The sequence below is a fragment of the Pseudoalteromonas sp. Z1A8 genome, assembly GCF_011378855.1.
Taxonomy (GTDB): domain Bacteria; phylum Pseudomonadota; class Gammaproteobacteria; order Enterobacterales; family Alteromonadaceae; genus Pseudoalteromonas.
Genome location: NZ_WTLB01000002.1, coordinates 20,408 through 47,295 on the forward strand (window position 1 = coordinate 20,408; position 26,888 = coordinate 47,295).

Annotated in this window: 24 protein-coding genes and 3 pseudogenes; 7 read left to right on the top strand and 20 right to left on the bottom strand. The window is 38.5% G+C overall.

Annotated features, from left to right (window positions below; translation table 11 throughout):
- Nucleotides 1-3: 3 nt before the first annotated feature.
- The 6 genes from speA to GQR55_RS00965 form a co-directional block, all read right to left on the bottom strand.
- Nucleotides 4-1,917, bottom strand: coding sequence for a biosynthetic arginine decarboxylase (gene speA / locus GQR55_RS00940; protein WP_166419110.1), 1,914 nt, complete (start codon nt 1,915-1,917; stop codon nt 4-6).
- A gap of 256 nt (nt 1,918-2,173) precedes the next feature.
- Nucleotides 2,174-2,671 (bottom strand): hypothetical protein, encoded by a 498-nt coding sequence (locus GQR55_RS00945; RefSeq protein ID WP_166419111.1) that lies wholly within the window; start codon nt 2,669-2,671, stop codon nt 2,174-2,176.
- A 72-nt stretch (nt 2,672-2,743) separates the two neighbouring features.
- Entirely contained in the window at nt 2,744-3,076 is a 333-nt protein-coding gene (locus tag GQR55_RS00950; RefSeq protein WP_166419112.1) for a YnfA family protein, read from the bottom strand.
- 62 nt (nt 3,077-3,138) lie between these two features.
- A complete protein-coding gene (locus GQR55_RS00955; protein WP_166419113.1) occupies nt 3,139-4,008 on the bottom strand; it encodes an MYG1 family protein in 870 nt (289 codons plus the stop codon).
- A gap of 244 nt (nt 4,009-4,252) precedes the next feature.
- Nucleotides 4,253-4,714 (bottom strand): GNAT family N-acetyltransferase, encoded by a 462-nt coding sequence (locus GQR55_RS00960; RefSeq protein WP_166419114.1) that lies wholly within the window; start codon nt 4,712-4,714, stop codon nt 4,253-4,255.
- Nucleotides 4,715-4,901: 187 nt separating this feature from the next.
- Nucleotides 4,902-7,166, bottom strand: a complete 2,265-nt coding sequence (locus GQR55_RS00965; protein WP_166419115.1) for an EAL domain-containing protein — start codon at nt 7,164-7,166, stop codon at nt 4,902-4,904.
- 293 nt (nt 7,167-7,459) lie between these two features.
- On the opposite strand from GQR55_RS00965, the pseudogene GQR55_RS20135 reads away from it, so the two are divergent.
- Together GQR55_RS20135 and cysZ (GQR55_RS00975) are read left to right on the top strand one after the other, a co-directional pair.
- A pseudogene (locus GQR55_RS20135) lies at nt 7,460-7,733 on the top strand (EI24 domain-containing protein); the annotation flags it as partial.
- A gap of 159 nt (nt 7,734-7,892) precedes the next feature.
- Nucleotides 7,893-8,288, top strand: a pseudogene (gene cysZ / locus GQR55_RS00975) (sulfate transporter CysZ); the annotation flags it as partial.
- Nucleotides 8,289-9,053: 765 nt separating this feature from the next.
- Here cysZ (GQR55_RS00975) and GQR55_RS00980 read toward each other — a convergent pair.
- Both GQR55_RS00980 and GQR55_RS00985 read right to left on the bottom strand, forming a co-directional pair.
- A complete protein-coding gene (locus tag GQR55_RS00980; protein WP_166419116.1) occupies nt 9,054-10,613 on the bottom strand; it encodes a BCCT family transporter in 1,560 nt (519 codons plus the stop codon).
- Nucleotides 10,614-11,173: 560 nt separating this feature from the next.
- Nucleotides 11,174-11,527: a YkgJ family cysteine cluster protein gene (locus GQR55_RS00985; RefSeq protein WP_165728894.1), complete on the bottom strand. Its 354-nt coding sequence runs from the start codon at nt 11,525-11,527 to the stop codon at nt 11,174-11,176.
- 334 nt (nt 11,528-11,861) lie between these two features.
- On the opposite strand from GQR55_RS00985, the gene cysZ (GQR55_RS00990) reads away from it, so the two are divergent.
- A complete protein-coding gene (cysZ, locus tag GQR55_RS00990; RefSeq protein ID WP_166419117.1) occupies nt 11,862-12,590 on the top strand; it encodes a sulfate transporter CysZ in 729 nt (242 codons plus the stop codon).
- 47 nt (nt 12,591-12,637) lie between these two features.
- On the opposite strand, the gene rlmM is transcribed toward cysZ (GQR55_RS00990), so the two are convergent.
- The 12 genes and pseudogenes from rlmM to hemA all read right to left on the bottom strand — a co-directional run bounded on the left by rlmM (nt 12,638) and on the right by hemA (nt 23,559).
- Nucleotides 12,638-13,723: a 23S rRNA (cytidine(2498)-2'-O)-methyltransferase RlmM gene (gene rlmM, locus GQR55_RS00995; RefSeq protein WP_166419118.1), complete on the bottom strand. Its 1,086-nt coding sequence runs from the start codon at nt 13,721-13,723 to the stop codon at nt 12,638-12,640.
- A gap of 17 nt (nt 13,724-13,740) precedes the next feature.
- The gene (locus GQR55_RS01000; RefSeq protein ID WP_166419119.1) at nt 13,741-14,109 is read right to left on the bottom strand and encodes a DUF423 domain-containing protein; all 369 of its coding nucleotides are present in this window, start codon (nt 14,107-14,109) and stop codon (nt 13,741-13,743) included.
- A 19-nt stretch (nt 14,110-14,128) separates the two neighbouring features.
- Complete coding sequence (locus GQR55_RS01005) at nt 14,129-14,764, bottom strand: alpha/beta family hydrolase (protein WP_166419120.1); 636 nt, start codon at nt 14,762-14,764, stop codon at nt 14,129-14,131.
- A gap of 2 nt (nt 14,765-14,766) precedes the next feature.
- Nucleotides 14,767-15,669: a transcriptional regulator GcvA gene (locus GQR55_RS01010; RefSeq protein WP_166419121.1), complete on the bottom strand. Its 903-nt coding sequence runs from the start codon at nt 15,667-15,669 to the stop codon at nt 14,767-14,769.
- A 121-nt stretch (nt 15,670-15,790) separates the two neighbouring features.
- The gene (kdsA, locus tag GQR55_RS01015) at nt 15,791-16,645 is read right to left on the bottom strand and encodes a 3-deoxy-8-phosphooctulonate synthase (RefSeq protein ID WP_166419122.1); all 855 of its coding nucleotides are present in this window, start codon (nt 16,643-16,645) and stop codon (nt 15,791-15,793) included.
- 9 nt (nt 16,646-16,654) lie between these two features.
- Nucleotides 16,655-17,908, bottom strand: a complete 1,254-nt coding sequence (locus tag GQR55_RS01020; RefSeq protein ID WP_166419123.1) for a DUF819 family protein — start codon at nt 17,906-17,908, stop codon at nt 16,655-16,657.
- A 14-nt stretch (nt 17,909-17,922) separates the two neighbouring features.
- On the bottom strand, nt 17,923-18,750 hold the full coding sequence (locus GQR55_RS01025) for a tetratricopeptide repeat protein (protein WP_166419124.1): 828 nt from the start codon (nt 18,748-18,750) through the stop codon (nt 17,923-17,925).
- A gap of 148 nt (nt 18,751-18,898) precedes the next feature.
- Entirely contained in the window at nt 18,899-19,273 is a 375-nt protein-coding gene (locus GQR55_RS01030; protein WP_166419125.1) for a SirB2 family protein, read from the bottom strand.
- 89 nt (nt 19,274-19,362) lie between these two features.
- Nucleotides 19,363-20,313: pseudogene (locus GQR55_RS01035) on the bottom strand (DUF3369 domain-containing protein); the annotation flags it as partial.
- 54 nt (nt 20,314-20,367) lie between these two features.
- A complete protein-coding gene (gene prmC, locus GQR55_RS01040; protein ID WP_166419126.1) occupies nt 20,368-21,207 on the bottom strand; it encodes a peptide chain release factor N(5)-glutamine methyltransferase in 840 nt (279 codons plus the stop codon).
- Nucleotides 21,208-21,209: 2 nt separating this feature from the next.
- A complete protein-coding gene (prfA, locus tag GQR55_RS01045) occupies nt 21,210-22,295 on the bottom strand; it encodes a peptide chain release factor 1 (RefSeq protein ID WP_007583962.1) in 1,086 nt (361 codons plus the stop codon).
- Nucleotides 22,296-22,302: 7 nt separating this feature from the next.
- Entirely contained in the window at nt 22,303-23,559 is a 1,257-nt protein-coding gene (gene hemA / locus GQR55_RS01050; RefSeq protein ID WP_197180838.1) for a glutamyl-tRNA reductase, read from the bottom strand.
- An 83-nt stretch (nt 23,560-23,642) separates the two neighbouring features.
- Between hemA and lolB the strand changes: the two genes are divergently transcribed.
- From lolB to GQR55_RS01070, 4 genes are all read left to right on the top strand, one after another.
- The gene (gene lolB, locus GQR55_RS01055) at nt 23,643-24,230 is read left to right on the top strand and encodes a lipoprotein insertase outer membrane protein LolB (protein ID WP_166419128.1); all 588 of its coding nucleotides are present in this window, start codon (nt 23,643-23,645) and stop codon (nt 24,228-24,230) included.
- 2 nt (nt 24,231-24,232) lie between these two features.
- Nucleotides 24,233-25,090 (top strand): 4-(cytidine 5'-diphospho)-2-C-methyl-D-erythritol kinase, encoded by an 858-nt coding sequence (ispE, locus tag GQR55_RS01060; RefSeq protein WP_166419129.1) that lies wholly within the window; start codon nt 24,233-24,235, stop codon nt 25,088-25,090.
- Between the two features lie 88 nt (nt 25,091-25,178).
- Nucleotides 25,179-26,126, top strand: a complete 948-nt coding sequence (locus GQR55_RS01065; RefSeq protein WP_007583957.1) for a ribose-phosphate pyrophosphokinase — start codon at nt 25,179-25,181, stop codon at nt 26,124-26,126.
- Nucleotides 26,127-26,275: 149 nt separating this feature from the next.
- Nucleotides 26,276-26,887 (top strand): 50S ribosomal protein L25/general stress protein Ctc, encoded by a 612-nt coding sequence (locus GQR55_RS01070; RefSeq protein ID WP_166419130.1) that lies wholly within the window; start codon nt 26,276-26,278, stop codon nt 26,885-26,887.
- Nucleotide 26,888: the final 1 nt, after the last annotated feature.

Genomic DNA, 26,888 nt, shown 5'->3' on the forward strand with positions numbered 1-26,888 from the left:
TGCTTATAACTCTTCTAAATAAGTGTAGCCATCAAGGCCGCTTTGCAACTCGTCTAAAACGCTTTGCTGTTCGTGTTTTTCAAGTTTAGTGCTTACTAAGTGCTCATATGATTGCTGAAAACTCTCAACATCTAAATGTACATAGCGCATCATATCGGCAACTGTATCGCCTTGGTTTATTTCGGTAATACTTGCAACGCCTTGCTCATCCATATTAACAATCGCGCTGTGCGTATCGCCAAATAAGTTATGCATATCACCTAAAATTTCTTGATAAGCACCCACCAAGAAAAAGCCCATTAAGTATGGTTTATCAGCACTAAACTCTGGTACTGGTAATGTGCTTTCAATACCTTGTCCATCTACGTAATGTTCAAGTGCACCGTCTGAGTCACAGGTTATATCAAGTAATACAGCACGTTTTTTTGGTGCTTCAGTCAATCCGCTTAATGGCAATACCGGAAACACTTGATCAATGCCCCATGCGTCTGGAAGCGATTGAAACAACGAGAAGTTTACAAAAAACTTATCGGCTAAACGTACATTTAACTCGTCAATAATAGGACGATGAAAACGGTTTTTATTATCCATGTGCTTATTAAGTTCATAACAAATACGAATATTAATTTGCTCAGCCCACGCACGCTGCGATAAGTCTAATAAACCTAATGCAAACTGGTTATGCGCTTCAGCTAAGTCACCTTGGCTGTCGTGATAAATTTCAATTAATGCACGGTCATCTGTTAAATCAGTTAACTGTACAAACGATGCCCACATGTTTTTTAATAAAAGTGGTGCATCTATTGCTGGCGCTACTAACTCTTCTGGCGTGTAACTTTCAGTACCAATAACATTGGAAATAAGCACAGCATGATGCGCTGTAAGCGCACGGCCCGACTCAGAAATAATAGTCGGCATTGGTTGCTCGTACTGCTTACATGTATCACCAATGGTGTACACAATATTATTTGCGTATTCAGCTAAGCTGTAATTCATAGAGTTATGCGATTGGCTACGTGTTCCATCATAATCAACAGCTAAACCACCGCCTACATCAAGGCAATCAATTTCTGCGCCTAGTTTACGTAGTTCGCAGTAAAAGCGTGCAGCTTCACTCACGCCTAAACGTACGTCACGAATGTTTGCCATTTGCGACCCTAAGTGAAAATGTACTAGCTGCAATAAATCAAGTTGGTTTGCGTCTTTTAAACGATTTACTACGTGTAAAACTTGCGATGCAGATAAACCAAATTTTGACTTTTCGCCGCCACTTGCTTGCCACTTACCTTTACCTTGCGACGCTAAACGTACGCGAATACCAATGCGTGGTTTTACGTTAAGCTCTTTTGCTTGGCTAAGTACCATGTCTAGCTCAGAAAGCTTTTCAAGAACGATATACACTTTATGACCTAGCTTTTCGCCAATCAGTGCTAAACGTACGTATTCTTTATCTTTGTAGCCATTACATACAATAACGGCGCTGGTTTTTTCAGCCAGTGCTAATACTGTTAGTAGTTCAGGCTTGCTGCCTGCTTCTAAACCAAGTTGCTTTTTTTCTACTTGTGCTTGGCTTGCTACTATTTCTTCAACTACTTCACGTTGTTGGTTTACTTTTATTGGGTAAACTAATAGGTAATCTTTAGGGTAACCATAGTTTTCGATCGCAGTATTAAATGCGCCGCATAAGCTGTGTACACGATGGTGTAAAATTTGCGGAAAACGAACTAAAGCAGGTAGGCTTAAACCTTTATCTTGTAGTTGTTTTGCGATATCTGTTAATGCAATAGTTTGCTCTGGGGCATGTGCCTTTGGCGCCACATACACATCACCTTGATCATTAATACCAAAAAAACCTTGGCTCCAATGACGAACATTGTAGCTCGTACGAGCTTGTTCTAGTGATGTTGTTTCTTTCATTTATCTTTCTCTTTTATTTGATGAATGCCAATAGTGAGTATCGGCTGATTGCGCGCATTAAAAGAAAAATAGGGATTCAAGTCCAACAAGTATTTTTACTCGTAACGAGTAATTTTTAAGATTATAAATACCCACTTTATTACACAGCCAACGAGCCCTTAATTAATAAGGCTTAGCTGCTAATTAACTTTATGATTGGCAGTATATAGCGGGTTATGATGGTGAGTTTCACTTCCAAAATTATATAAATTTTTGCTTAATTAATTACTACTTTGGTTATTGAGTCAGCTTTTGAAGATGTAGATCCAAGTTTGCGCCATGCTTCGTACTTTTCACTTTTGAGCCATGTAATACCTATATACTCTTCCCAATTAACAAAATTAAGAGTTCTATAGCGCTCATCTGCGCAGCCACCAGCGCCAAATGCCACCCTGCAAAGCGTCAATGTAAGATACATGCCATCGTATTTAAGGCGTTTATTGCTTTGATTTTCTGGGCAGCTAGACAATAACCGAGTAGGTATATTCAAAATAATGCTTGCTGTTTTTATACTGCCTTCACTAGCAACCCGAGTGATAGACGAGCAACCTTGTAAATAAAATTCATTGTTATTAATAACAACATCAGGCGTTAATGGCTCCCACCAAGGCGTAGGTATCGAGGTAATAACATTGGTTTTTAAAGGATTTTTACTACAAGCAGTTATCAAAACAAGGCAGCCAAAGAGTAAAAGCAGTGATTTGTAAATATTCATAGTTGGCTTCCTATCTCTGCAGTTTAATTTATTTGAGTATAGGATATTTTAACAAAAGGAAATTGGACGAGATTAAACACTTTTAGGTGCAAACATAATAATGGCCATACCCAGTAAAGCAACAGCTCCACCAATACCATCCCACATAGTGAGCTTTACGCCATCAACAACCCATAACCATAATAGCGCAACACAAATATATACGCCGCCATAAGCTGCATATACAGGACCTGCTGCATCAGGGTGGAGAGATAATAACCAAGCAAATAAAGCTAAACTTAAAGCACCAGGAATTAAAAGTAATATACTTTTATCCTCTTTAAGCCAAAGATAAGGAAGGTAACAGCCAATAATTTCGGCAAGAGCAGTTATGACAAATAGCGCGATAGTTTTTACTTCAAACATAACGTTCTCACGTAATTTAATTAGCTAAGTAACGTACAAATGTTGTTACTTAGCTATTTTACTTATTCAGCTAATGCCATTGCGGCAAGCTTCATTGTACTTTCAAACGACTTAGTACCCGCTATAAATAAACCATTGTGACAGAACACAGCGTCTTCAATACCTGTTTCATCTACAAAAGATTCATCAGATAGGCCTGACCATGTTTTAGGAAGCGATTTTCTATCTTCAAATGAGCCTGGCTCAACTGGCACTGTTTGTAATATCCACTGCCCTGAATGCGACGGATAAACCATGTATAACGCATCGCTTGATAAAATATGCACTGTTTTTTTCCATGGGGTGTATTTTTCAAGCACGATTACTCGAGCATCTTCTGCATTTTCAATTGCTTTAGCAACAATCGCTTTTGCATTAACACTACCGTGAGCTGAAGCGATAAAACGCGTTAGCATACGCGCTGCAAATTCAACAGCCTCATCAAAACAGGCATCAAAGTTACTTTCTTCTTCCCATGTAGGATTAAACATTGAAATTGTTTGGCTCAGTGTTATGCCCTCAACTACGCCTTTTACATAACCGCAGTCAATGGCATCAATAGTCGATACTAAACCAGAGTCAACTCTATCTGCTACTGCTTGATTATCATTACAAAGCATTAAACCGTACTTTTTCCAAATTAAACCAAATGATGAAAAAGGAGTACCATTTTCACGCTCACCCGCACCACCGCGTTGATGGTGATCAAATCGACCTGTATCTGGGTTATATTCGCCGCCTACATCAACAACAATATCAGCACTTTCTATAAGCGCTTTATCGCGAGTACGAACAAGCTTAAACGCTGGCAAAATATGTTTAAGTACCGCAATACTAAAAACGTCGTCTGCATGAAAATTACCATTGTGGGTTACTACTGTTATTTCGCTCATTGGTTTATCGCTACTATTAGAAAAGATAAAAATTCTCGCTTTGTAAGTTAATTACTAATTATCGAGACAGATTTTATACGAAGACAGGTGTTAAAAACAGTGAAGTATTTTTTGCTTATCTATAAAAGGAGTTTTTATAGTGATTAGTTTTAAGAATAGCGTTTATTGCAAGGTAATAATGGGTGATTGTAGGGAAGGATATTTACGACACGTTAAACTTTAACATGCCGCATAGCTAGTTAACTTATTGGCTAAGCCCTAGTTCCATAAATACACTTTGTGGATTATCGACATATGAGCCAAAGCTGCCACAACGTTTAAAGCCTAAATTTTCATATAAACTGATCGATTTAATTTGCTTTGGGCCTGTTTCTAAACGTATTAACGGGATTTGCTTTTCACCAGCTTGATGCAATAAAATTTGCATAATACGTCTCGATAGCCCTTTACCACGATGGCTTGGTTTAACGTACAAACGTCTTATTTCGCCATAAGGTTGAGTATCAAATTTCTCTACAATCGCACCGCAGGCTATAATTCCCTCTTCGGTTTTTAAACCAATAGCATATACATTAGGTGAGGTTAATTCGTCTAACTCAAGAGACTGCGCGGTAGCAACAGGATATAAAGAGTTTATAAGTCGGTCTATATCATCAAATACATTGACTACATCGGGGTCATTAGGGTTCAAATCGACTAACTGCATAAAGCTTCCATTCATTGTTATAAGTTGATTAAGCTTTAAATAATATATTTAAGCGGGCGTAGCTTAGCACTGTTTAACAAAAAAATCTTTAGGGGAGACTGCATTGTGAAATTTCATCACTAAGAGCAATAAATAATCCAGTACCAAAATGAGCAGTTAGATTATTGCTATTAAATTGCGTTGAGCTTTAAGTAATGAGATTGTGAGGCTTATTTTTAGCGTTATGCCATTTTAAATAGCGATCCTTATCCATTGGTTTTGCGATTAAGTAACCTTGCATCGAATCAATATTCATTTTTTTAAGTAAATTGTACTGCTCAGCGGTTTCTACACCTTCTGCCACTACCGCTAAGTTTAAGCTTTTTCCTAAGCTGATAATTGTTTGCGCGATATTAAAACCAATGTCATTGTCTAAAATTTTATCAATGAAGCTCTTATCTATTTTTAGTTCTTTAACAGGAAACGCACTTAAATAAGCTAAGCAAGAATACCCAGTTCCAAAATCATCAATCGAAAACAAAAAGCCTGCAGCAATAAGCTCTTTCATTTGTTTAATTGTATATTCTATATCGTTTGAGATCATCGACTCGGTTATTTCTAACTTAATTTGTGAAGCTCGAATATCAAACTCGCTTATAGTACTAAACAGCTCCTTTTTTAAATTTGATGAATTAAACTGACTTTGGCTAATATTAATTGAAACACAGAACGAATCGTCAATAGCGCTGGCTTCTTTAAGTTCATTAATTAAAATACATATATCGCGTAATACTGCATTTTGTAGTTTTTGTATAAGTCCGTACTGCTCGGCTATAGGTATAAATTCATTTGGTGCTATCAGGCCTCTTTGCGGATGGTTCCATCTAATTAGCGCTTCAGCTCCAATAATATCTCCGCAAGTATTAACTTGTGGCTGAAAATAAGCACAAAACTCATCAGAAGCAATAGCTCTAACAATGTCGGTTTCAAGCTCAGTTTGCTTTTCCAGCAGAGTTTGCGACGCAGGATCGTAAAAACTACTGCTGTTTCCGCCTTTCTTTTTAGAGCGATACATAGCAGTATCGGCAAACTTTAATATATTATCAGTTTGTGCATTTACGCTGTCTATTAGGCAAATACCTATGCTGCAACTTACTTGAAAGGCAAGTTCGCCGACTTCAAAATTATCATGAAACACGCTCTGAATTTTTTTAGTCACGGATTCGCATTCATAAATTGCCTGCTTTGTATTTTCACCTATGTCTTCAAGTAAAATAATAAACTCATCGCCACCGGCTCTAGCCAACGTGTCTGAGCTTTTGATTATGGCGTTTAATCTTTTTGATAGCTCTACAAGTACTTCGTCTCCGGCACTGTGCCCCAACGAATCATTAATACGCTTAAAGTTATCTAGGTCTAAAAATAATAAAGCTCCAATATTTTTTATACTTTTTATGCTCTCTACGCACGTGTTTAACCTATCACTAAGCATTCTTCTATTTGGCAGATTGGTGAGTGGGTCATAAAATGCGAGCTTATGAACTTCTTGCTCTGCTTTTTTCCTTATTGAAATATCCCTGGCCATCCATACAATATGCCTTTTTGTCGGGTTCTCAGGGTGGTAATGATCTAAAGCAGCGGCTCGTCCTTCAAAAACTATACTCCCCTTCGGGACATTTAATTCATATTCAAAGATTTGCATATCGTTAGTCGACAACGTTTTTGCAATGACTGCCATTATCATTTGCGCATCTTTTTGAGGAAGTAAGCCTTTAACATTTTCACCAATAATATCTACCGTCGACTCAAGCAGTAACTCATTAGAGGTACCATAAACATCGGTATATACGCCCTCTTCGCTTAAAATAAGGATGAGATCGGGCATTACTTTGGTAAAGGCTTTAAATTTTTCATTACTGTGCTGTAAATTAGCGACAAGCTGTTTTGCCTTTTCAAATTCGTTACTTTTTTCAAGAGCGATACTTGAAAAGTGTACAAAAAAATCTATTAATTCTAAATCTTGTTTTGATGGAATTTTAGGGCTGCTATGGTAAATAGCAAAGGTGCCTAACAAATCAGCTTGAGTTGACATAATAGGCGTTGACCAACATGACTTAAGATCAAACTTTAACGCTAAGTCTTTAAAGTCCTCCCACAGTGGTGAAGTTTCAATATTTTCTACAATTATGCGCGATTTCGAAAATGCAGCAGTACCACATGAACCCACTTTTGGCCCTATGTAAACTCCATTAAGCAAACCACAGTACTCTGGATGAATATTTGGGGCTGCACAATGAAAAAGCTGCTCGCCTTTAGCTGATAAAATGGAACACCTAGCAGATTCATCATCCATAATTTTTTCTATCGATAAACAAATTTCAGTAAGCACCTCATTTAAAGGTGCCCCTAATGCAATTTTAGATAAAATGCCTTGCTGGTGAGATAATAACTTTTTTAACCTGTCCGTACCCATTTTTACTTGCTCGCATTATTTATACATATTGATACAACAAAAGCCTCAAGCAGATGCTTTTTTACTATGGAGTAAAGTTCAGTATAGTCATGATTAGTAAGTTTATTATTTTATTAATAAAAAACTAATCTGACCTATTTTGATCAATCATAATTGCATATTACTAAACATCTGTAGTTACCATATAACCAAAATAGCAACATTAAAGCTAACACTTTGTTACCTAAAAATACTGTTTAAAATTACTCAGCTATTTATAACTGTCACTAATGGAAAATATTTTTGAAGTTACAGTGCAGATCACGCAAGGTATGGAATATTTTTTCAGGATTTAAATTAATTAGCCAAAAAGGGTTAAAGCGTTTTGTGCTTATCCCGCTTTTAATTAATATTTTACTATTTGATAGCTCGTTTTTTTATTTTTCTGGTTAAACGACTGTTTTAGCTACATAAATAACATACTACCCGAGTGGTTAAGCTGGCTAGAGTAGTTAATGTGGCCAATCGCAGTTTTGCGTCGTATTATTTGGCTGCAGCATGCTATTTACTATAATCACTAATTTTATTATACCAATCTGCTTATATATGGGGTCTATTTAACGTTAAGAAAATTACGCTAGAACTAGGCAAAAATTTTTGTATCTAGTTGTTCTAAATAAAAAACTTTTAACGACGTTGTAGTGCAATTTGATTCGTTAAATTGATCAAAAATTTATGCAGGTTGGTATTACAGCCCCATTCAATGCTTTATTAAGCGAAAAAGTTGAGCTTTATTTAACGGGCCAAAAAATTAGCGATGACGGCTTTTCTGAATTAGTTAAAGATGTACCTGGAATGCTTGCCCGTGAGTGAACAAAGCTGTGCTACTACCCTCTATGCACTATTGGCTTTTTTATATTACTTTGGGTTTTACCGGTCATTGGTCAAGTATTATGGGGTTTATTTACGTGTTGGATGTGTGCGGTGCAATACGAAGACTATGCGTTTGATAACCATAAAATTGACTTTAAGCAGATGAAAGACGATTTAAAAGCTAAGCAAGGTGTATCGTACGGATTTGGTTTTGCTGTTATGTTATTAACCGCTATACCATTTATAAACTTAATCGTTATGCCTATTTGCTGTGTGATTATGCTCACCGAGCCTTTAATTTTAATCCTTGCTTTAACCCTTATTGCTGGTGCTGCTGCACTGCAAAGTTTACTTGGTTTTGGCTTAGGGGTTATTGCTACGCCAATTTTAGTATTGATTTATCCTGCTTTTATACCCGCCCCTATTTTGCTTCTAGGACTAGGCTTATCGCTATTAAGTGCACTAAATAATAAAAAGAACATACAGATTAGTCGTATTAGCATTACTTTATGCGGGCGTTTTAGGTAGACGTTACCCTAGCTATAGCAGCGGTGTAACCAACTTAATAACCACTGATAACAAGCAAGCGTTAACCATTATTTGTAGTTCAAGGGTCGATTTAATACCAATCTGCTTATATAGGGGGTCTATTTAACGTTAAGAAAATTACGCTAGAACTAGGCAAAAATTTTTGTATCAAGTTATTCTAAATAAAAAATTTTTAACAACGTTATAGTGCAATTTAATTCGTTAAATTGATCAAATATTTATGCAGGTTGGTATAACTACCTCACTTCAAAGTGATAACAGTTATATGATTAGCGCTGAAAAAATTGAAAAAAACAAAAATCACTCAGTTAATCATGGGATCGGAATTGACGAAGATATTTGGCTAAAAATAAATTATCTCGGTGTGGGGTCTTGGTAGAAAACCCCGACCACTCTAGACTCGATGCCGGGGGCGCTAACCAATAAATAAGATTGATTACCTCACGTTGGGCAATCAATCCTTTATTTAGCTTTAATACCTATTGCTTATAAACCTTGCTCAGTAGCCATTTTTTTCGCAATTTGTGGGGCAGTCCAAAGTGATGGTAACAACACAAATGATACAGGTACGGCGGTTACTACAATAAACGACTGCAGTGCAGAAATACCACCTGAACCTATCGAAATTAATATTGCTGCCATAACCCCCATCATAATGCCCCAAAACACTCTAACGGGTGTTTGCGGATGATCGTTACCCGTCATTACCATAGATACAGAGTAGGTCATGGAGTCACCCGTGGTTGCTACAAATATTGTGGTTAAAATTAAAAACAACACCGATATAACAAAGCCCATAGGCAGCTGCTCAGTAATGGCCAACAGTGCAGCGGGTAAATTTAAGCCCGCAAAGGGTTCTGAAATAACACCCGGGTTTGCTAACTCAAAAAATATACCAGAACCACCCACTATCGTAAACCAAAAACAAGTAATAACAGGAGCAATTATTGAGATAAGCGTGATCATTTCGCGAATAGTACGGCCGCGTGAAATTCGTGCAACAAACATAGCCATTAAAGGTCCATAACCTAAAAACCAGCCCCAAAAGAATACCGTCCACCAGTCTAACCAGGCGGTATCGGCACGAAAAGTGGCCATAGGAATAAAGTTATTAATATAAAGCCCAAACGAATGAATATAGCTATCAAAAATAAAAGCTGTAGGCCCCATCAGCAAAATAAACAGCATTAACGCTACGGCTAAAATTACATTAAAGCGACTGAGTAATTGAATTCCTTTAGTGACGCCACTTACAGCAGATAGAGTATAAATTGCAATTAAACCAAATAAAATAGCCACTTGAGTGGTGTAAGTATCTGGAATACCAAATAGCTTTTCTAAACCAAAACTTACTTGCAACCCTAAAAAACCAATAGGGCCTACCGTGCCTGCTACTACAGCTATAACACAACACGAATCGACAATAGCACCAAATGCGCCTTTCATTACGCGATCGCCAAATACCGGATACAACAAAGTACGCGGCTTAAGCGGTAAACCTTTTTCGTAATGTAAATGCATATAAACTATGCCAGTAAGGCTGCCTAAAATAGCCCAGGCTAAAAACCCCCAATGCATAAAGCTTTGCGCTAAAGCATTAAATGCAGCCTCTTTAGTGCCTGACTCACCACCAAAAATTGGCGGCGGCGAAATAAAATGCGCCATGGGCTCAGCAGCAGCCCAAAACACCCCACCACCAGCAAGGAGTGTACACATAATAATGCTGATCCACTTAAAGGTGGTAATCTCTGGCTTTTTTAAACCACCTAATACCACTTTTCCGGTACGTCCAAAGGCTAAAAACAACCCAATTATAAAGGTCGAAAGCAATAATATTTGCCAAAAGGCACCAAACGTCTTAGTAGAAAAAGCAAAGGCGGTATTGATCCAACTCGACATTAAATCAATATCATAAAGTGCTAGCACAGCAAATAGCACAAGGATGCCACCACTGATTAAAAATACCGGTATATCAACCCCAGCCAAATACTTTATTGTAGATGAATGCTCATCCTCATGTTGTTTTGTTACTCCAGTAGTGCTCATTTATCGTCTCTTGATGGATTTTTAGTTACCGACATAGCGACATACCACAACACCCACCCTAAATACGAAATGAAGCGACGCGAATCAAAAGGTTAAATTATCTTTCGATCTTACTTTATTTCGAGTTTAGAAAATGCCATAACAAATATCTTAACTGCCAACTTGTAAATATTTTACCCTTTTCAGCCACCTAATCCAACGGTACTCTAATTATTAATAGTGAATTTACACAATAGTAAAGCCTTGCTTACAGCTATTTTTAATAATAAACAAATATAAAACAACAATTTTGAAGGGGTTAGGAAAACAGAAATAGCAATATAAATAAAGAGATGGAAAGTACAGCGATAGAACAAGATACATAAGGCTAAGTATATTAATAGTCAAATGCATCATTAATCTCGCAATATATTTAATATGTATTGATAGTATTTTTGTAAAAATAACGAAGATAATATTTTGGGTAAATTTATTGATAGTTTCTAAATTATTAGCAACGCGTATAACACACATAAAAAAAGCGCTTAATAAGCGCTCTATTACTTTAATAAATACGATACTTACACTAATACTTGACGCGTGTTTGCTATAAAGTGATGTACTTCGCGCTCAATTTTAGGGTCAACAGGCTCATCTGGTCGACGATCATTCGGACAAGGCATTTTTGGCGTAGTACCAAATAAGCGACAAATTAATGGGCGCTCGTCATATACAGTGCAGCCATTGGGGCCAAGATGCACACAATTGAACTCGTTTAACGCCGCTTCATGCTCCGCATCTGTTTTTACCGGTAAGCGCGACATTTCCTCTGAAGATGTTGTTACTGGCCCGCAGCAGTCGTGGCATCCTTTTACGCATTCAAACGCTGGAATATTAGCGCGCAATCGTAAAATTACTTCCTGATTTTTGTACATCACTATTTATACCCTTTATTTTTGCAACGCACTGACGCGGCAACTTTACTAATTTCTCCACAATGCATCAAAACGATGCCTAAGCCTAGAGTGGCTAGATCAGCTATAGTACGCTTTGCACTGCCCAAAAATCAAGCTAAGTTAGCGTTTAATTACGCCATAGTGCTAATATATACAGCTTGCAAACTAATTGTCGCTTATTAAGCTGGGAGGAGAAAATAGTAAACTGGCCGTTGTTATTATTTAACTTAAACACTTTGTTACCTAAAAATACTGTTTAAAATTACTCAGCTATTTATACTGTCACTAATGGTGAATATTTTTTGAGGTTACAGTGCAGATCACACAAGGTATGGAATATTTTTTTTCAGGATTTAAATTAATTAGCCAAAAGGGGTTAAAGCGTTTTGTACTTATCCCGCTTTTAATTAATATTTTGCTATTTGGTAGTTCGTTGTTTTTCTTATTTGGATGGTTAAGTGATAGCTTTAGCTATATCAATAACATGCTACCAGAGTGGTTAAGCTGGCTTGAATGGCTAATGTGGCCAATTGCAGTATTAGTCGTGCTATTTAGCTATAGTATGCTCTTTACAGTCATCACTAATTTTATTGCAGCCCCCTTTAATGCTTTATTAAGCGAAAAAGTTGAGCTTTATTTAACGGGTCAAAAAATTAATGATGACGGTTTTGCCGATTTATTAAAAGATGTGCCTAGAATGCTTGGCCGTGAGTGGACAAAATTATGTTATTACCTTCCTCGCGCAATTGGCTTTTTCATACTACTTTGGGTTTTACCTGTCATAGGCCAAATATTATGGGTTTTGTTTACCTGTTGGATGTACGCGGTGCAGTATGAAGACTATGCGTTTGATAACCATAAAATTAGCTTTAAGCAGATGAAAGACGATTTAAAATCTAAGCAAGGTTTATCATACGGGTTTGGTTTTGCCGTAATGCTACTAACCGCAATCCCGTTTATAAACTTAATAGTTATGCCTGTAGCTGTATGCGGTGCAACGCGTTTATGGGTTGATAATTACAGGCCTAAATACAGAAGTTAAAAGTAAAAATGGGTCCAGCGACCCATTTTTGTTACCACATGAAAATGCTAGCTATACAAATTTTGTGGCACTTTAGTAACGTTTAAATGAACGGTTATTTCCTCACGATCATGATATAGATGCTTAGCTTGTAACTCGTAATTAATACCATGTTTCTCAAGCTCTTTTCTGATCATCGAAAGGCATTCATAAACACTATCAAAGCGCTTTTTCATAGGCAGCTTTAAGTTAAATATAAACTCTTTTGCGTATGCATTTACTGCCCAGTCAATCATTAGCGTCGTCACTTTGGTTGGTTTTTCTACCATATCGCACACTAACCAAGTAATATTTCTTTTTTCTGGGCGATATTTAAAACCGTCGACTCTAAAGTGTTTAACTTGCCCGGTTTGCATTAAATCGTCGTTCATTGGGCCATTATCAATAGCGCTTACAAACATACCTCGGCGTACAAGCTGATAAGTCCACCCACCTGGGCATGCGCCTAAATCAACACTGCGCATACCTGCAGCCACGCGTGATTCACGTTGTTGCTCAGGAATAAATACATTAAATGCTTCATCTAATTTTAACGTTGAACGACTCGGCGCATCGCTTGGCATACGAAGGCGTAAAATACCCATAAAAAATGGAGAGTTATTAAAGCTATACGAGTAACCCACATAAGCCGTATTGTTTGTTAAAAACATAACATGCATTACTGGGCGGTTTGCTTTTGGCTCACGCAGTACAGTATTTTGTTTTTCGAGAGCTTTTTTAAGCGGTGTTGAGATTTTTTTACAGAACGTTAAAAGCTCTTTACCTTCATTTGTGTCTGGCGTTTCTACGCGTAGCTCTGAGCATAATGTAAAGCCTTTAGCAGCTTCGACTACTGCGCTTACACGGTCTTCCACTGGCATATTTTCGAGTAATGTACCGGCAAACCATTGGCGTGCAAACACCATGTTTTTAAAATCGACCTTTTTGATTATTTCGTCGCTGTGATGCGCTTCAAAACATTCGTAAACAACATAACCTGTATTTGGTTTTGCTTTTACATACCCTGCAAAACCTTGCTCTGCAGCATGAAACGTTATTTCAGCAGCGGCATCGTTTTCAAAACCACTACGACAAAAAATCACAACACTAGACATATTAACCCTTAAACTCTTTAAAACTTAAATCGTGCAACTTGCACTAAAATAACAATCCAACCAATAATAAAGCACAACCCACCAAGTGGTGTTATCGGCCCTAGCCACTTCATTCCTGTTAGAGCGAGTAAATATAAACTGCCACTAAAAAGTAGTGTGCCCGTTATAAAAAAGCCACCAGCCCAACTTAGGTTTATGCCCCATTTAATTAAAATAGCCACCGCAATCAATGCAAGTCCATGCACCATCTGATACTCAGCAGCTGTTTTAAAAACCCCTAATGAATACTCCGATAAACGGCTTTTTAAACCATGGGCAGCAAATGCACCTAACATAACCGAAAGCATACAAAAAATACTGCCGGCCATTAAAAATAATTTTATCATTTAACCTCCTAATCGAGTTTTAACACTTCTCAATTTGTTGCTTAATAAATTCAACAGCCCTTAATGCCGCTGTTTCTCTATTTTGCAGTTCAGTTACACCACTTTTTTTACGCGGCTTTAATGAGTGATCGCCATCAGTTAGCCATGTAAGCAAAGGCTGCTTTGGCATTTGCATAGTAAGCAGTTCTTCACGCGTACCAAATGTATCTCGCTCGCCCTGTAATACTAAAAAAGGACAAATAATATCAGCAAAATGGTCGGTGCGTAGTTTTTCTGGCTTACCCGGCGGATGAAATGGATACCCAAATGCAACAACACCTTTAACGGGCTGCTCAGTGGTACATGCGAGCATTGATGCCATGCGACCGCCCATCGATTTACCGCCTATAAATAAGGGTAAATCTGGCTGAGCATTCGTTAGCACTTGTTCATAATAAATAAGTAGTTTTGGCGCTCGTTCAGGCGGCCTGCGTTTATTGGTTTGTTTAGCAATTTGCATATATTCAAAATCAAATAAACCAACATCAACACCTTGCTCGCTTATTAATTTTGCCATGTGTTGCATAAAGTCAGAATAGCTACCGGCGCCTGCCCCATGCGCAAATATAAACTGTGCAATTGCAGGTCGTGCCGTGCTTTTAAACCATTCAATCATTATTAATACTCATATTCCTGCTCATGCTCTACTAAGCTCAACATCCACTCTTTAAACGAGACTATTTTGCCAAGCTCTGTTTGCGATTCACGTAGCACTAAATAATACGCATTTTTACTCTCTAAACTGTGATTAAATGGGATAACCAAACGCCCTGCATCTATGTCAGGTTTAGCTAAAACACTATTACCTATTGCCACACCTTGCCCGTGTACTGCAGCTTGAAGCACCATAGATGAGTGACTAAATATAGGACCTTGGTTAACTTGAACATTACGCACACCTGCGGTTTTCATCCATGTTTTCCAGTTTTTACGTGTCGTGTCGTGCAATAGAGTGTGATGCGCTAAATCACTAGGTTGATCAAGCGGCTTTGGCCCGCTTAACAACATAGGGCTACAAAGTGGTACTAAGTATTCGGTATGAAGTTTATATGCCTGAACACCATTCCAATGGCCTCGGCCATAGTAAATAGCAACGTCTACGTCATCAGTCAGTGAATTTTCATCTTGGTCTTGCGCTTTTATTCGTACGTCTATTTCTGGATGCAACTCATTAAATAAACTCAAACGAGGCACTAACCACTGAATAGCAAAGCTTGGCGTTAAACTTACTGTTAGTGAGCCTTTAGCACCACGCGCTAATAGCTTTTCAGTTGCATCAATAAGCTGAGTGAAAATCTCTTTAATATCTAAAAAATAGCCTTGGCCTTCTTCAGTTAATAGTAAAGAGCGATTTTTACGTAAAAACAACTTCAAACCTAAATGCTCTTCAAGTGTTTTTATTTGATGACTCACTGCCGCCTGCGTTACATAAAGCTCTTCTGCTGCTTTTGTAAAACTTAAATGACGCGCAGCCGCTTCAAAGGCTTTTAATGCGTTTAATGGAGGTACTCGTCTTGACATAATAACCAAGCTTAGAATTAGTTTTTCTTATGCGTGAGATTATATACATCATATAAGTTTGTGTATATTAAAGGCATAAAAAAAGCGACTTAAGTCGCTTTTTAATAAACATTATGCTGAGTTATAAGTCGCTTGCACTTGTATCAAGTGGTGCAAAGCTTTTAATTAAATCATCAACCGCTTTCATTTGCGTTAAGTAGCCTTCTAACTTGCTAAGCGCTAGTGCACATGGGCCATCACATTTAGCTTCGTTAGGGTTAGGATGCGCTTCAATAAATAAACCAGCTATGCCTAAAGCCATACCACTGCGAGCAAGCTCTGCAGCTTGTGCACGACGACCATCAGCAGAATCAGCTCGGCCACCAGGGCGCTGAAGAGCATGCGTTGCATCAAAAATAACAGGCGCCATGGCTTTCATATCATCCATACCCAGCATATCAACCACTAAATTATTGTAACCAAAGCTAGAGCCACGTTCACAAAGTGCGATGTTGTTATTACCCGCTTCATTAAATTTAGTAATGATATGGCGCATTTCGTGTGGCGCTAAAAACTGTGGTTTTTTCACGTTAATAATTGCACCCGTTTTAGCCATCGCCACAACTAAATCTGTTTGACGTGCTAAAAAGGCGGGTAACTGAATAACATCAACTACTTCAGCCACTGGTGCTGCTTGATGCGGTTCGTGTACGTCAGTAATAAGAGGAATATTAAACGTATTTTTAATCTCTTCGAATATTTTTAACCCTTCTTCCATACCAGGACCACGGTACGAATTGATTGAAGAACGGTTAGCTTTATCGAATGATGCTTTAAATACATAAGGAATATTTAATTTAGTGGTTACTTCTACGTAATGCTCTGCAACACGCATAGCTAAATCGCGAGATTCTAATACGTTAATACCACCAAACAATACAAATGGTTTGTTGTTTGCCAGTTCAATTTCATTAATTTTAATAATTTGGTCTTTCATTTAAATTCCTTACGGTGCAACTGCTTGCATCATTAATCCACAAATATAAGCCATATAAGTGCCCACGCCGTAACCTAATACAGCTAACAGAACACCAACAGGCGCTAATGACGGATGAAACGCAGATGCTACAACAGGTGCAGATGCTGCGCCGCCCACATTAGCCTGAGAGCCTACGGCCATATAAAATAACGGTGCTTTAATAAGTTTAGCTACTATTAACATTATGCTTGCATGCACTAGCATCCAAATTGCGCCAACTAAAAATAACCCTGGGTTATTAAAAATAGCGGTTACGTTCATGTGCAAACCAATTGATGCAACTAAAATATACAAAAAGCTAGAGGCTACTTTAGAAGCGCCAAACGCTTCTATTTGCCTTACTTTAGTAAACGATAAGCCTATACCTATCGTTGTTGATATAACTATTAGCCAAAAGAACTTACTGTTTAAGCTGTATTCTTTTGCCCACTCATAGGTAGTGCCAAAGTACGGGCCTAAAAAGTCAGCGCAAAAATGCGCTAAACCGGTTATACCAAATGCAATTGCAAGCAACATCATGTAATCGTTAAGTGTAGGTATACGTGCATGTTCTGCGTGATAGGCTTCAACACGTTTTTTTAAATCTTCAATTGCGCTTGTATCGGCACCAGTAGCAGCATCAATTTTTTTATGATTTGCTGCCATTAACAATAAAACAGCCATCCAAATATTAGCGACAATTACATCTACTGTAATCATTACAGAAAATATATCACCGCCAACTTCAAACATTTCTTTCATTGATGCTTGATTAGCACCGCCGCCAATCCAGCTACCCGCAACAGTTGTCATACCGCGCCATACTGCATCAGGTCCATGCCCGCCAACAATACTTGGATCAAATGCACTCACTACTAAAATAGCTAATGGTCCGCCAATAACAATCCCGAGTGTACCCACTAAAAACATAATAAGTGCTTTAGGGCCTAAGTTAATAATGGCTTTTAAATCAATACTTATTGTAAGAAGTATTAAACAGGCAGGCAGTAAATAGCGCGAAGCCACATAGTAAACATTAGATTTATTACCATCTACAATACCAAAAGTATTTAATAACGAGGGTAAAAAGTAACACAGTAGTAAAGCTGGTACGTATTTGTAAAATCGTTTTAAAGCTGGACGCTCACTGTTTGAAGTTTTAAAAATAAACCCCAAAATAACAGCAAGTAAACCAAGCACAACGGCATCATTAGTAATTAATGCACTTTGAGTTTCAACCATAATTATTCCTATTCTTAATGGTGCGTTTTATTATTATCTTCTAGTTCTTCAATTTGGTGCTGAATTATCTCTATTGCAGGATCATCCGGACACTCATCTACAAAAAACTGTAAATCATCACGTGCCATTTTAGGGCAACCGAGCTGATTTAATAAGTAACCTCTGTCGCGTCTCTCATACGGGTCGTCGCCTATTAGCTCCATTAGCATCTCTACACAGGTTAAAGCGTGACCAAATTTGTTTTCGCTAATGAAAGACCATTTTTGCTGAGCTAAAAATAGCTTATATACTTCATCATCAAAAATGAGTTCGAGTGGCTCTTGCTCTTGGCCATCATCTTCGTCTGCATTTTCAGGGATGATATACCAGCTTTGTTGTCCACTACTTGGCTCTATTATGTAACCTTCTTCATCACTAATCGCCACATGTACGCCAACATCACCTTGTGTAAGACTAAGATTCGCGTCAAAGTTAGCTTGCTGTAAAAAGTGACAAAGTATAACTGCCAGTGTTGTAGGTGAACCACTGCGCATAGAAAGTGTATAGCTTAGTGTATTTAATTTATATTCAGGCACTTTTAAGCCTGAGGCACTAAATAGCCAATCGCTGTAAAACATATCTAATAATTTTTCGAGACGATCGTGCTCATCACTCACTTTTAAACACAGCGCTGAAATTTGCTGTTCAAAGTCAGTTAAAGTTTCATAACATGGTGTTAAATCTATCTGAGGGTCCCATTTTGACTCTGCTTTAATACAGCGATAAATCGCTGGAGGTGTAAATTCATCGTAAGCATCATCAAGATAAGATTCATCGTGTTCGTCAAACCCGAGGGTAGTCATTAATACTGCAACATTTTAGAAAACGAAAGCGTAGTTTACCTAACTTTAAAGCTATATACCAATATAGAGATGTTTTTGAATATTTTCTGGAAGGGAGTCGTATTTGAGCTTCACAAAGAATTATAAAGCTCAAATAGTTAGATATTACTTAAAGCAAAAAAGCTGATTTAGACGTCGCCAAATAGCCTATAGCCAAAATAACAGCGGTATTAACTAAAACGTAAGCAACTTTAGCCGTCATTTTAGTTTGTCTGGCGCTTTTAGCCCCAATACCAATATATATAATCACTAAAACTATTTTTTCTAATAGCCAATATTGTTCAAACGGGTTTATTTTTGCCATAAATATAAGCGTAAGTGCAGACACTAACAACAACGTATCTATGCTGTGACTGCCAATCATTACCACTTTATTTTTCGCTAATTTACCACTACCCATTCGCGAAAATGCGCGAACATAAAATAAAATCACACTTAACATCGCAATTGCCATGTGTGAGTGCTTTACTGCTAAATAATCCATATGCCCCTGTACTTCTGTTTTATAAAAATCTAATCAGGAAAACGGTTAAAAACCGCCTCTACTTATCAATAAGTTTTACTGTGTTGTCTCATTTCAGACTGAAGTTGTACGTTTTCAAACGCAAGCTGTACATTTTGCGAGAAAATTTTAATTAAATGTCGCTGTATATCAGTTAAATCTTTTGGGATCCCTGATATAAACAGTATTGAGTTATGATTATACTTGCTGCTGCAATACGCAAATAAGTAGTTTTCTTTATAAATAATACTTTTTTCATTAAGGGCCTGATGGTATGCACTTAACTGCTGTATTTGTAGCACCGCATCAAGCTCTTTACCTTCACTTTTTTCAAAATCGCCAGTACCAGAACACACAATTAATTTTTTATTATTTCCACTTCCTGGGTTCTGCGCAACCAAAGTGCTCGCATATACTGCTCGATCAGCAACGCCAAGTAAAGATGTTAACTGCTGCATAACCCCTTCAATAAAGTGCTCTATTGAATGCGCAGAAAAAATATCACGAGACGCTATAATTATTTTTTCAAGCCCTTCGCGTGACTGCTCAATCGAAATAATATCCCGATACGAGCGCAGGCTCGACATAATAACAGTAAATAGTTTTTGAGCAGTAAGCTCTGTTTTTGATTTGTAATCGTTAATATCGTAATTAATAATTACTTGGCGCTCAGGAGCCTGTCCAGGTTGCCCTGTTCTTAAAATAATTCGTATATGATTATTTTTAGCCTCTTCGCGAATAAACCTAGCAACTTGTAGGCCGGCATCATCGGTTTCCATTACTACATCAAGTAGCACAATCGCTGCATCGGTATGCTCTTTTATAAGCTCTTTGGCTTCAGCACCCGAATAAGCACTGATAAATTCTAAGCGTTTATTTTGAAACTCAAAATCACTCAACGCTAGTTTTGTAACGGCATGAACTTCAGGTTCGTCATCAACAATTAACACTTTCCAGGTACCGTGTTCAATCTCATCGATTGTCTCTTCTGGCTCATCTGAAAATAAAAAATCACCCATCATAATCGAAATTCCTTCATGGCATTATTTAACGCACTAGCAAGCAATTATTATTCTTTAGGGCCACTGTGCAAACGTTACACGGTCATTATTACCAAGGTCTTTCACTGTTTTAATATTAACAAACGTCATTTTTTCAAAGAAATGACGTACAGCTTCACCTTGCTCAAAACCGTGTTCTATTAAAAGATAACCACTAGATAACAAATAGTCACGTGATTGTGTAATTATTTGTTTAATATCAGACATTCCGCAATCATCAGCCACTAATGCCGACAAAGGCTCAAAGCGCACATCGCCCTGATTCAAGTGTATATCACTGCTTTCAATATAAGGGGGATTGGTGACAATTAGGTTAAACTTTTCACCGTGCAACTCGCTAAACCAATTACTTTGCTTAACGTGTACGTTATTAATTGCCAGTCGCTGCTGATTACGTGTAGCAAGTGCAACAGCATCGCTTACTCTATCTACAGCCGTAATTTGCCAGTTAGGCATTTCACTGCCCAGTGCCAACGCAATTGCACCAGTACCTGTGCCTAAATCAAGTACCTTCGCTGTAGCGGGTAGCGCTACTTCAAGTGCTTGTTCTACTAATGTTTCGGTATCTGGTCGCGGTACTAAGGTTGTTGCGTTAACTTCAAGCGATAAACTCCAAAATTCACGTTGCCCGGTAATATGTGCAACGGGCTCACCGTTTAAACGTCTTTGGCAAAAGTTATCAAATTGCTGTTGTTGCTCAGCGTTAAGCTCATGCTCTGGCCAAGTAAAAAGGTAACTGTGAGGTTTTTGAAGAATATGTAAAAGTAAAACTTGTGCATCTAATTTAGCACTTTCGCTGCTAGGTGCTAATAAATTAGCGCCTGCAGCAATTGCTTGTTCAATAGTGTGGCTCACGACTACTCGTCGCCCATAGCCGCTAATAAGTCAGCTTGATGCTCTTGCATTAGTGGGTCAATAACGCAGCTTAAATCACCCGCTACCACTTCATTCAAACGATAAAGTGTTAAATTAATACGGTGATCGGTAATACGACCTTGTGGGTAGTTATAAGTACGAATACGCTCAGAACGATCACCACTACCTACTAAATCACGACGCTCAGATGCTTCTGCCGCATGGCGTTTTTCATCTTCAGCTTGTTGCAAGCGTGCTGCAAGTACCGACATCGCTTTAGCCCGGTTTTTATGCTGTGAACGTTGATCCTGACACTCAACCACAACACCGGTAGGTATATGTGTAAGTCGAATAGCAGAATCTGTTTTATTAACGTGCTGACCACCTGCGCCCGATGCACGAAATGTATCAACTTTTAAATCTGCGGTATTAATTTGTATCGCTTCAGCTTCTGGTACTTCTGCCATTACCGCAACAGTACACGCAGAGGTATGAACGCGCCCTTGTGACTCAGTTTCTGGCACACGTTGAACGCGGTGTACACCAGATTCAAACTTTAATTGCCCGTAAACGCCTTCACCACTAATATTTGCAATAACTTCTTTGTAACCACCGTGTTCACCTTCATTGGTGCTCACAACTTCTACTTTCCACTTTTTAGTTTCTGCGTAGCGGCTGTACATACGAAATAAGTCACCAGCAAAAATAGCCGCTTCATCACCACCTGTTCCAGCACGTACTTCAACAAACACGTTGTTGTTATCGCGCGGATCTTTTGGCAACATTAATACTTGAATTTGATCTTCAATTACCAAAATTTGTGCTTTAGCTTCTTTGTATTCTTCTTGCGCCATTTCACGCATTTCAGGGTCAGAATCTTTAAGCATTTCTTCTGCACTGGCTAAATCGTCTTGCGTTTCTTTGTAGGTTAAAAACGTTTTTACAATCTCTTCAAGCTCAGAGTATTCTTTTGAAAGCCCACGAAAACGATTTTGATCACTAATGACCGACGGGTCGCTTAGCAGCGCTTGTACTTCTTCGTAACGCTCTACTAAGGTTTCTAATTTATTATAAACAGACTCTTTCATTTAACGGTTATTCCTGATCAATACCTAACATTTTTTTCAACTGGTTTAGCTGCGCCACTTCACCTTTTTTCGCTGCGTCTTGTATTGCACGGGTAGGCGCGTGCATTAAGCGATTGGTTAATTTATTGGCGAGCTCTAATATAATTTTTTCTGCATCTTTACCTGTATTTAGCTGACTAACAGCTCGCTCAACAAGCTCTGACTTAATTGTTTGTACATCATTTCGATAATGGCGGATTAAATCTACCGAATCGAGTGAACGCATCCACATTGCAAATTCTTTGGTGCGCTCAGTAATAATTATTTGTGCTTGCTCAGCAGCTTGCTCTCGCGCTGCCATATTCTCGCTTACAATGGTTTGTAAGTCATCAACGGAATATAAATAGGCAGCATCTAGCTCCCCTACTTGGCTTTCTATATCGCGTGGAACCGCAATATCTATAAATAGCATAGGCTTGTGACGGCGTTGTTTAAGCGCTTGTTCAACAACCCCTTTACCAATAATAGGCAAAGTACTGGCTGTAGAACTAATCACTATATCGGCTTTATGTAAACGCTCTGGCAATTGCGCTAAAGCAATTACATCCGCCGACACCTCGTCAGCTAAGCTTCGAGCTCGCTCAATAGTTCGGTTCGCAACGGTGATATTTTGTGGCTCATTTTGATATAAATGTTTAGCAACTAACTCTATAGTTTCGCCGGCGCCAATTAATAATACGTTTGTTTTATCGAGCTTACCGTAAATATGCTTCGCTAAATTAACAGCCGCAAATGCAACCGATACTGCGCTTGCGCCAATATTTGTTTCGGTTCTAACTTGTTTCGCCACCGAAAATGTTTTTTGAAACAATCTATCAAAAGTAACACCTACAGCGTCGTGGGTTTTAGCGCTAAAAAACGATTGTTTTATTTGCCCTAAAATTTGCGGCTCCCCTAATACCAAGGAGTCTAAACCGCACGCTACGCGCATTAGGTGGTTAATGGCGTCATTACCTTCATGGCAGTATATATTGCTGCTCAGTTCATGTTCATCCAAACCATGGAAACTGGCAAGCCAAGTCAACAGTGTTTGGGAATTTTGCTGAGCGAGGCTACAATAGATCTCGGTTCGATTGCAGGTAGACACAATAACCGCTTCATTAAAGTCGGCATGGCCACTTAATTGTTGCAACGCCTCTGAAATTTGCTCAGGCGAAAAGGCCACTTTTTCACGTAATTCTACGGATGCGGTTTTGTGATTTATACCTAGTGCTATTATGGTCATATTTGCCAAATATTGCTGAGCCCTACTTCAAAGGCGGTAATTTTACCAAAAATCAGCGGAATATGGAAAGTAAGGAACAACATTTGATTCGACAATATTTGATTTTATTCATGTTTTTTTTGTTTTTAGGTGGCTGTGCTCATCAAATTGATACAAAAACAACACTTTATGATGATTGGAAACCACGTTTAGCTGCTCAAAAAACTTGGCAGGTCGAGGGTAAACTCGCGTTTATTAGCCCAGAAGAGCGTCAATCTGCAAACTTAAATTGGCAGCAAACAACAAATTCCAATAATTTAATACTGACTACCTTTATTGGTACGCGTATTTTGTCGCTTAAACAAACAGCAAACGGTGCTGAATTAGAATTTGACGGCGATGAGTACTTTGATACTAACGCTTCAGAGCTTTTAAAGCGCTTAACGGGTTTTACACTCCCTGTTGATAATGCCGATAATTGGCTTAAAGGGACTATTGATGATCAAAGTTTAGATGTTGATGAGTTAGGCCGCGCAAAGCAAGTATTATGGTTTGATAATACAGGCAAAAAATGGCAAATAGATTATGGCACTTACGTACAAAATGCAGGTTACTGGTTACCAACCAAACTAACGTTAAAGCATCAACAAATAAAAATTAAGATTCAACTCTACGATTGGCAGTTTAAATAAGCATGAATAACAAAACCTCTTTTTCACTTATTGCTCCGGCAAAACTCAATTTATTTTTACATATAAATGCGCGCCGAGAAGATGGCTATCACGAACTTGAAACCTTATTTACTTTTTTAAATTTTGGTGATGAGTTGTACTTTGAGTTAACAACGGATGGCAGCATTTCTATCGATGGTGATACTAAAGACATACCCTTAACTGATAATCTCATCTATAAAGCGGCACTTTTATTACAAACGTACTGTAAAATCCCTTTAGGTGTAAAAATAAATTTAATTAAACGCTTACCGATGGGAGGAGGTGTTGGAGGTGGTTCATCCGATGCTGCAAGTACTTTATTAGCACTCAATAAATTATGGAAATTAGAACTAAATTTGGAAACCCTAGCCCAATTAGGGCTTAAATTAGGCGCTGATGTTCCGGTGTTCATACAAGGTCAAAGCGCCATAGCACATGGTATTGGTGAGAAATTGCACCACGTAGAACTTGAACAAAAATGGTACTGTGTTGTGCATCCAAATCAGCATGTAAGTACGGCTAAAATATTTACACATCCCGATTTAAAACGCGACACACCAAAAATAATAGGCGATTGGAAACACCACATTTTAACCAACGATTGTGAGCCTTTAGTTAAAAAGCTTTGCCCCGAGGTTGAAAAAACCCTCCAGTGGTTGCTAAAATACGCACCGTCGAAGATGACCGGAACAGGTTCATGTTGTTTTGTCGAATTTGCTAGTCAAGTTCAAGCACAAGATGTACTTGAAAATCTCCCCCATACTTGGCAGGGTTTTGTGGCTTCAAGCGCAAATGTCTCACCTGCTCATACGGAGTTAACCGCCATTTTCGATCAATGAAGTAACGTACAAGTAATCATAAGTTAACTTGCAGTGGTATTTATTACTGCTCGTTAGTCCAAATATTCAGTGCCTGAGGAACCCTACCGTGCCTGACATGAAGCTCTTCGCTGGTAACGCAACACCTGAGTTAGCTCAAAAAGTTGCAAAACGTTTATATATTGAATTAGGCGATGCTGTTGTTGGCCGTTTTAGCGACGGTGAGATCAGTGTTCAAATAAATGAAAACGTTCGTGGCTCGGATGTTTTTATATTGCAATCAACCTGTGCCCCTACAAACGATAACTTAATGGAGCTTATCGTTATGGTTGATGCTCTACGTCGTGCGTCTGCAGGTCGTATTACTGCCGTCATTCCTTATTTTGGTTATGCGCGCCAAGACCGTCGTGTACGCTCTGCCCGTGTTCCAATTACCGCTAAAGTTGTTGCCGATTTCTTATCAAGTGTGGGTGTTGACCGTGTTCTTACGGTTGATTTACATGCGGAACAAATCCAAGGCTTCTTTGATGTACCAGTAGACAACGTATTTGGCAGCCCTGTATTACTTGAAGATATGAAAGAACGCGACTTTGAAGACGTCGTTGTTGTATCTCCAGATATTGGTGGTGTTGTACGTGCGCGTGCAATTGCAAAACTACTAAACGATACCGATTTAGCTATTATTGATAAACGTCGCCCACAAGCAAACGTTTCTCAAGTAATGCATATTATTGGTGACGTTGAAGGCCGTGATTGTATTATCGTAGATGATATGATTGATACCGGTGGTACGTTATGTAAAGCCGCTGAAGCACTAAAAGAACATGGCGCTAAGCGTGTATTTGCATACGCAACGCACCCTATTCTTTCAGGTAAAGCAGCAGAGAACCTACGTGACTCAATGATTGACGAAGTAATTGTAACTGACTCAATTCCGCTATCTGACGAGCTTAAAGCCCTTGATAAAATAAAGGTACTTACGCTTGCTGACATGTTAGCAGAGACTATTCGTCGTATTAGTAACGAAGAATCTATCTCAGCGATGTTTGAACACTAAGATTAAACATTCCTGAGTATAAAAGCGCCTTTTGGCGCTTTTTTTGTAAGTGATGTTTATTTTGTCTGAGCGTGGTGGTATGATAGCGCGCCTTTTGGCTAGGGACCTTGGTCGCAAAGGCCCTACACATTTAAATAACTGGAGACATCATGTCTAACAAAACTTATACGTATAACGCTGAACTTCGCGTAGAAACTGGTACTGGTGCGAGCCGCCGCCTACGTCGCGAAGACAAAGTTCCTGCAATCCTTTACGGAGCTGACAAAGAAGCTTTATCTCTTACTTTTGCTCATAAAGATATGATCAAAGCACAAGAAGACGAAGGTTTCTACACGCATATCCTTACGCTTAACGTAGATGGCGAAGCTGTTGAAGTAATCTTAAAAGATATCCAACGTCACCCATTCAAACCTAAGCTTACTCACCTTGATTTCCAACGTGTAGATGCTACTCATAAATTTCAAACTAAAGTTCCTCTTCACTTCATCGGTGAAGATATTGTAACTAAAGCTGGCGCAACTGTTGTTCACCAGTTAACTGAAGTTGAAATCTCGTGTCTTCCAAAAGCACTTCCAGAATTCATTGAAGTAGATGTGTCTAAGTTTGTTGTTGGCGATTCTGTTCATATTTCTGACCTTACTTTCCCTAAAGGCGTAAGCTCTGTAGATTTAGGTAAAGGCGAAGGCCATGATCAGTCTATCCTGACTATCAAAGCAAACAAAGCAGCTCCAGTTGAAGACGACGCTGCAGCAGCAGAATAAT

Coding starts and splice junctions, on each gene's coding strand:
- GQR55_RS00950 (WP_166419112.1), bottom strand. CDS start 3,076: ATGTTTGAAGTAAAAACTATCGCGCTATTTGTCATAACTGCTCTTGCC.
- GQR55_RS01020 (WP_166419123.1), bottom strand. CDS start 17,908: ATGGTTGAAACTCAAAGTGCATTAATTACTAATGATGCCGTTGTGCTT.
- GQR55_RS01070 (WP_166419130.1), top strand. CDS start 26,276: ATGTCTAACAAAACTTATACGTATAACGCTGAACTTCGCGTAGAAACT.
- GQR55_RS00980 (WP_166419116.1), bottom strand. CDS start 10,613: ATGAGCACTACTGGAGTAACAAAACAACATGAGGATGAGCATTCATCT.
- speA (WP_166419110.1), bottom strand. CDS start 1,917: ATGAAAGAAACAACATCACTAGAACAAGCTCGTACGAGCTACAATGTT.
- GQR55_RS00965 (WP_166419115.1), bottom strand. CDS start 7,166: ATGGGTACGGACAGGTTAAAAAAGTTATTATCTCACCAGCAAGGCATT.
- GQR55_RS00985 (WP_165728894.1), bottom strand. CDS start 11,527: ATGTACAAAAATCAGGAAGTAATTTTACGATTGCGCGCTAATATTCCA.
- kdsA (WP_166419122.1), bottom strand. CDS start 16,645: ATGAAAGACCAAATTATTAAAATTAATGAAATTGAACTGGCAAACAAC.
- GQR55_RS01000 (WP_166419119.1), bottom strand. CDS start 14,109: ATGATAAAATTATTTTTAATGGCCGGCAGTATTTTTTGTATGCTTTCG.
- GQR55_RS00945 (WP_166419111.1), bottom strand. CDS start 2,671: ATGAATATTTACAAATCACTGCTTTTACTCTTTGGCTGCCTTGTTTTG.
- prfA (WP_007583962.1), bottom strand. CDS start 22,295: ATGAAAGAGTCTGTTTATAATAAATTAGAAACCTTAGTAGAGCGTTAC.
- GQR55_RS00955 (WP_166419113.1), bottom strand. CDS start 4,008: ATGAGCGAAATAACAGTAGTAACCCACAATGGTAATTTTCATGCAGAC.
- hemA (WP_197180838.1), bottom strand. CDS start 23,559: ATGACCATAATAGCACTAGGTATAAATCACAAAACCGCATCCGTAGAA.
- ispE (WP_166419129.1), top strand. CDS start 24,233: ATGAATAACAAAACCTCTTTTTCACTTATTGCTCCGGCAAAACTCAAT.
- rlmM (WP_166419118.1), bottom strand. CDS start 13,723: ATGTCTAGTGTTGTGATTTTTTGTCGTAGTGGTTTTGAAAACGATGCC.
- GQR55_RS01010 (WP_166419121.1), bottom strand. CDS start 15,669: ATGTCAAGACGAGTACCTCCATTAAACGCATTAAAAGCCTTTGAAGCG.
- GQR55_RS01005 (WP_166419120.1), bottom strand. CDS start 14,764: ATGATTGAATGGTTTAAAAGCACGGCACGACCTGCAATTGCACAGTTT.
- GQR55_RS00960 (WP_166419114.1), bottom strand. CDS start 4,714: ATGCAGTTAGTCGATTTGAACCCTAATGACCCCGATGTAGTCAATGTA.
- GQR55_RS01025 (WP_166419124.1), bottom strand. CDS start 18,750: ATGACTACCCTCGGGTTTGACGAACACGATGAATCTTATCTTGATGAT.
- GQR55_RS01030 (WP_166419125.1), bottom strand. CDS start 19,273: ATGGATTATTTAGCAGTAAAGCACTCACACATGGCAATTGCGATGTTA.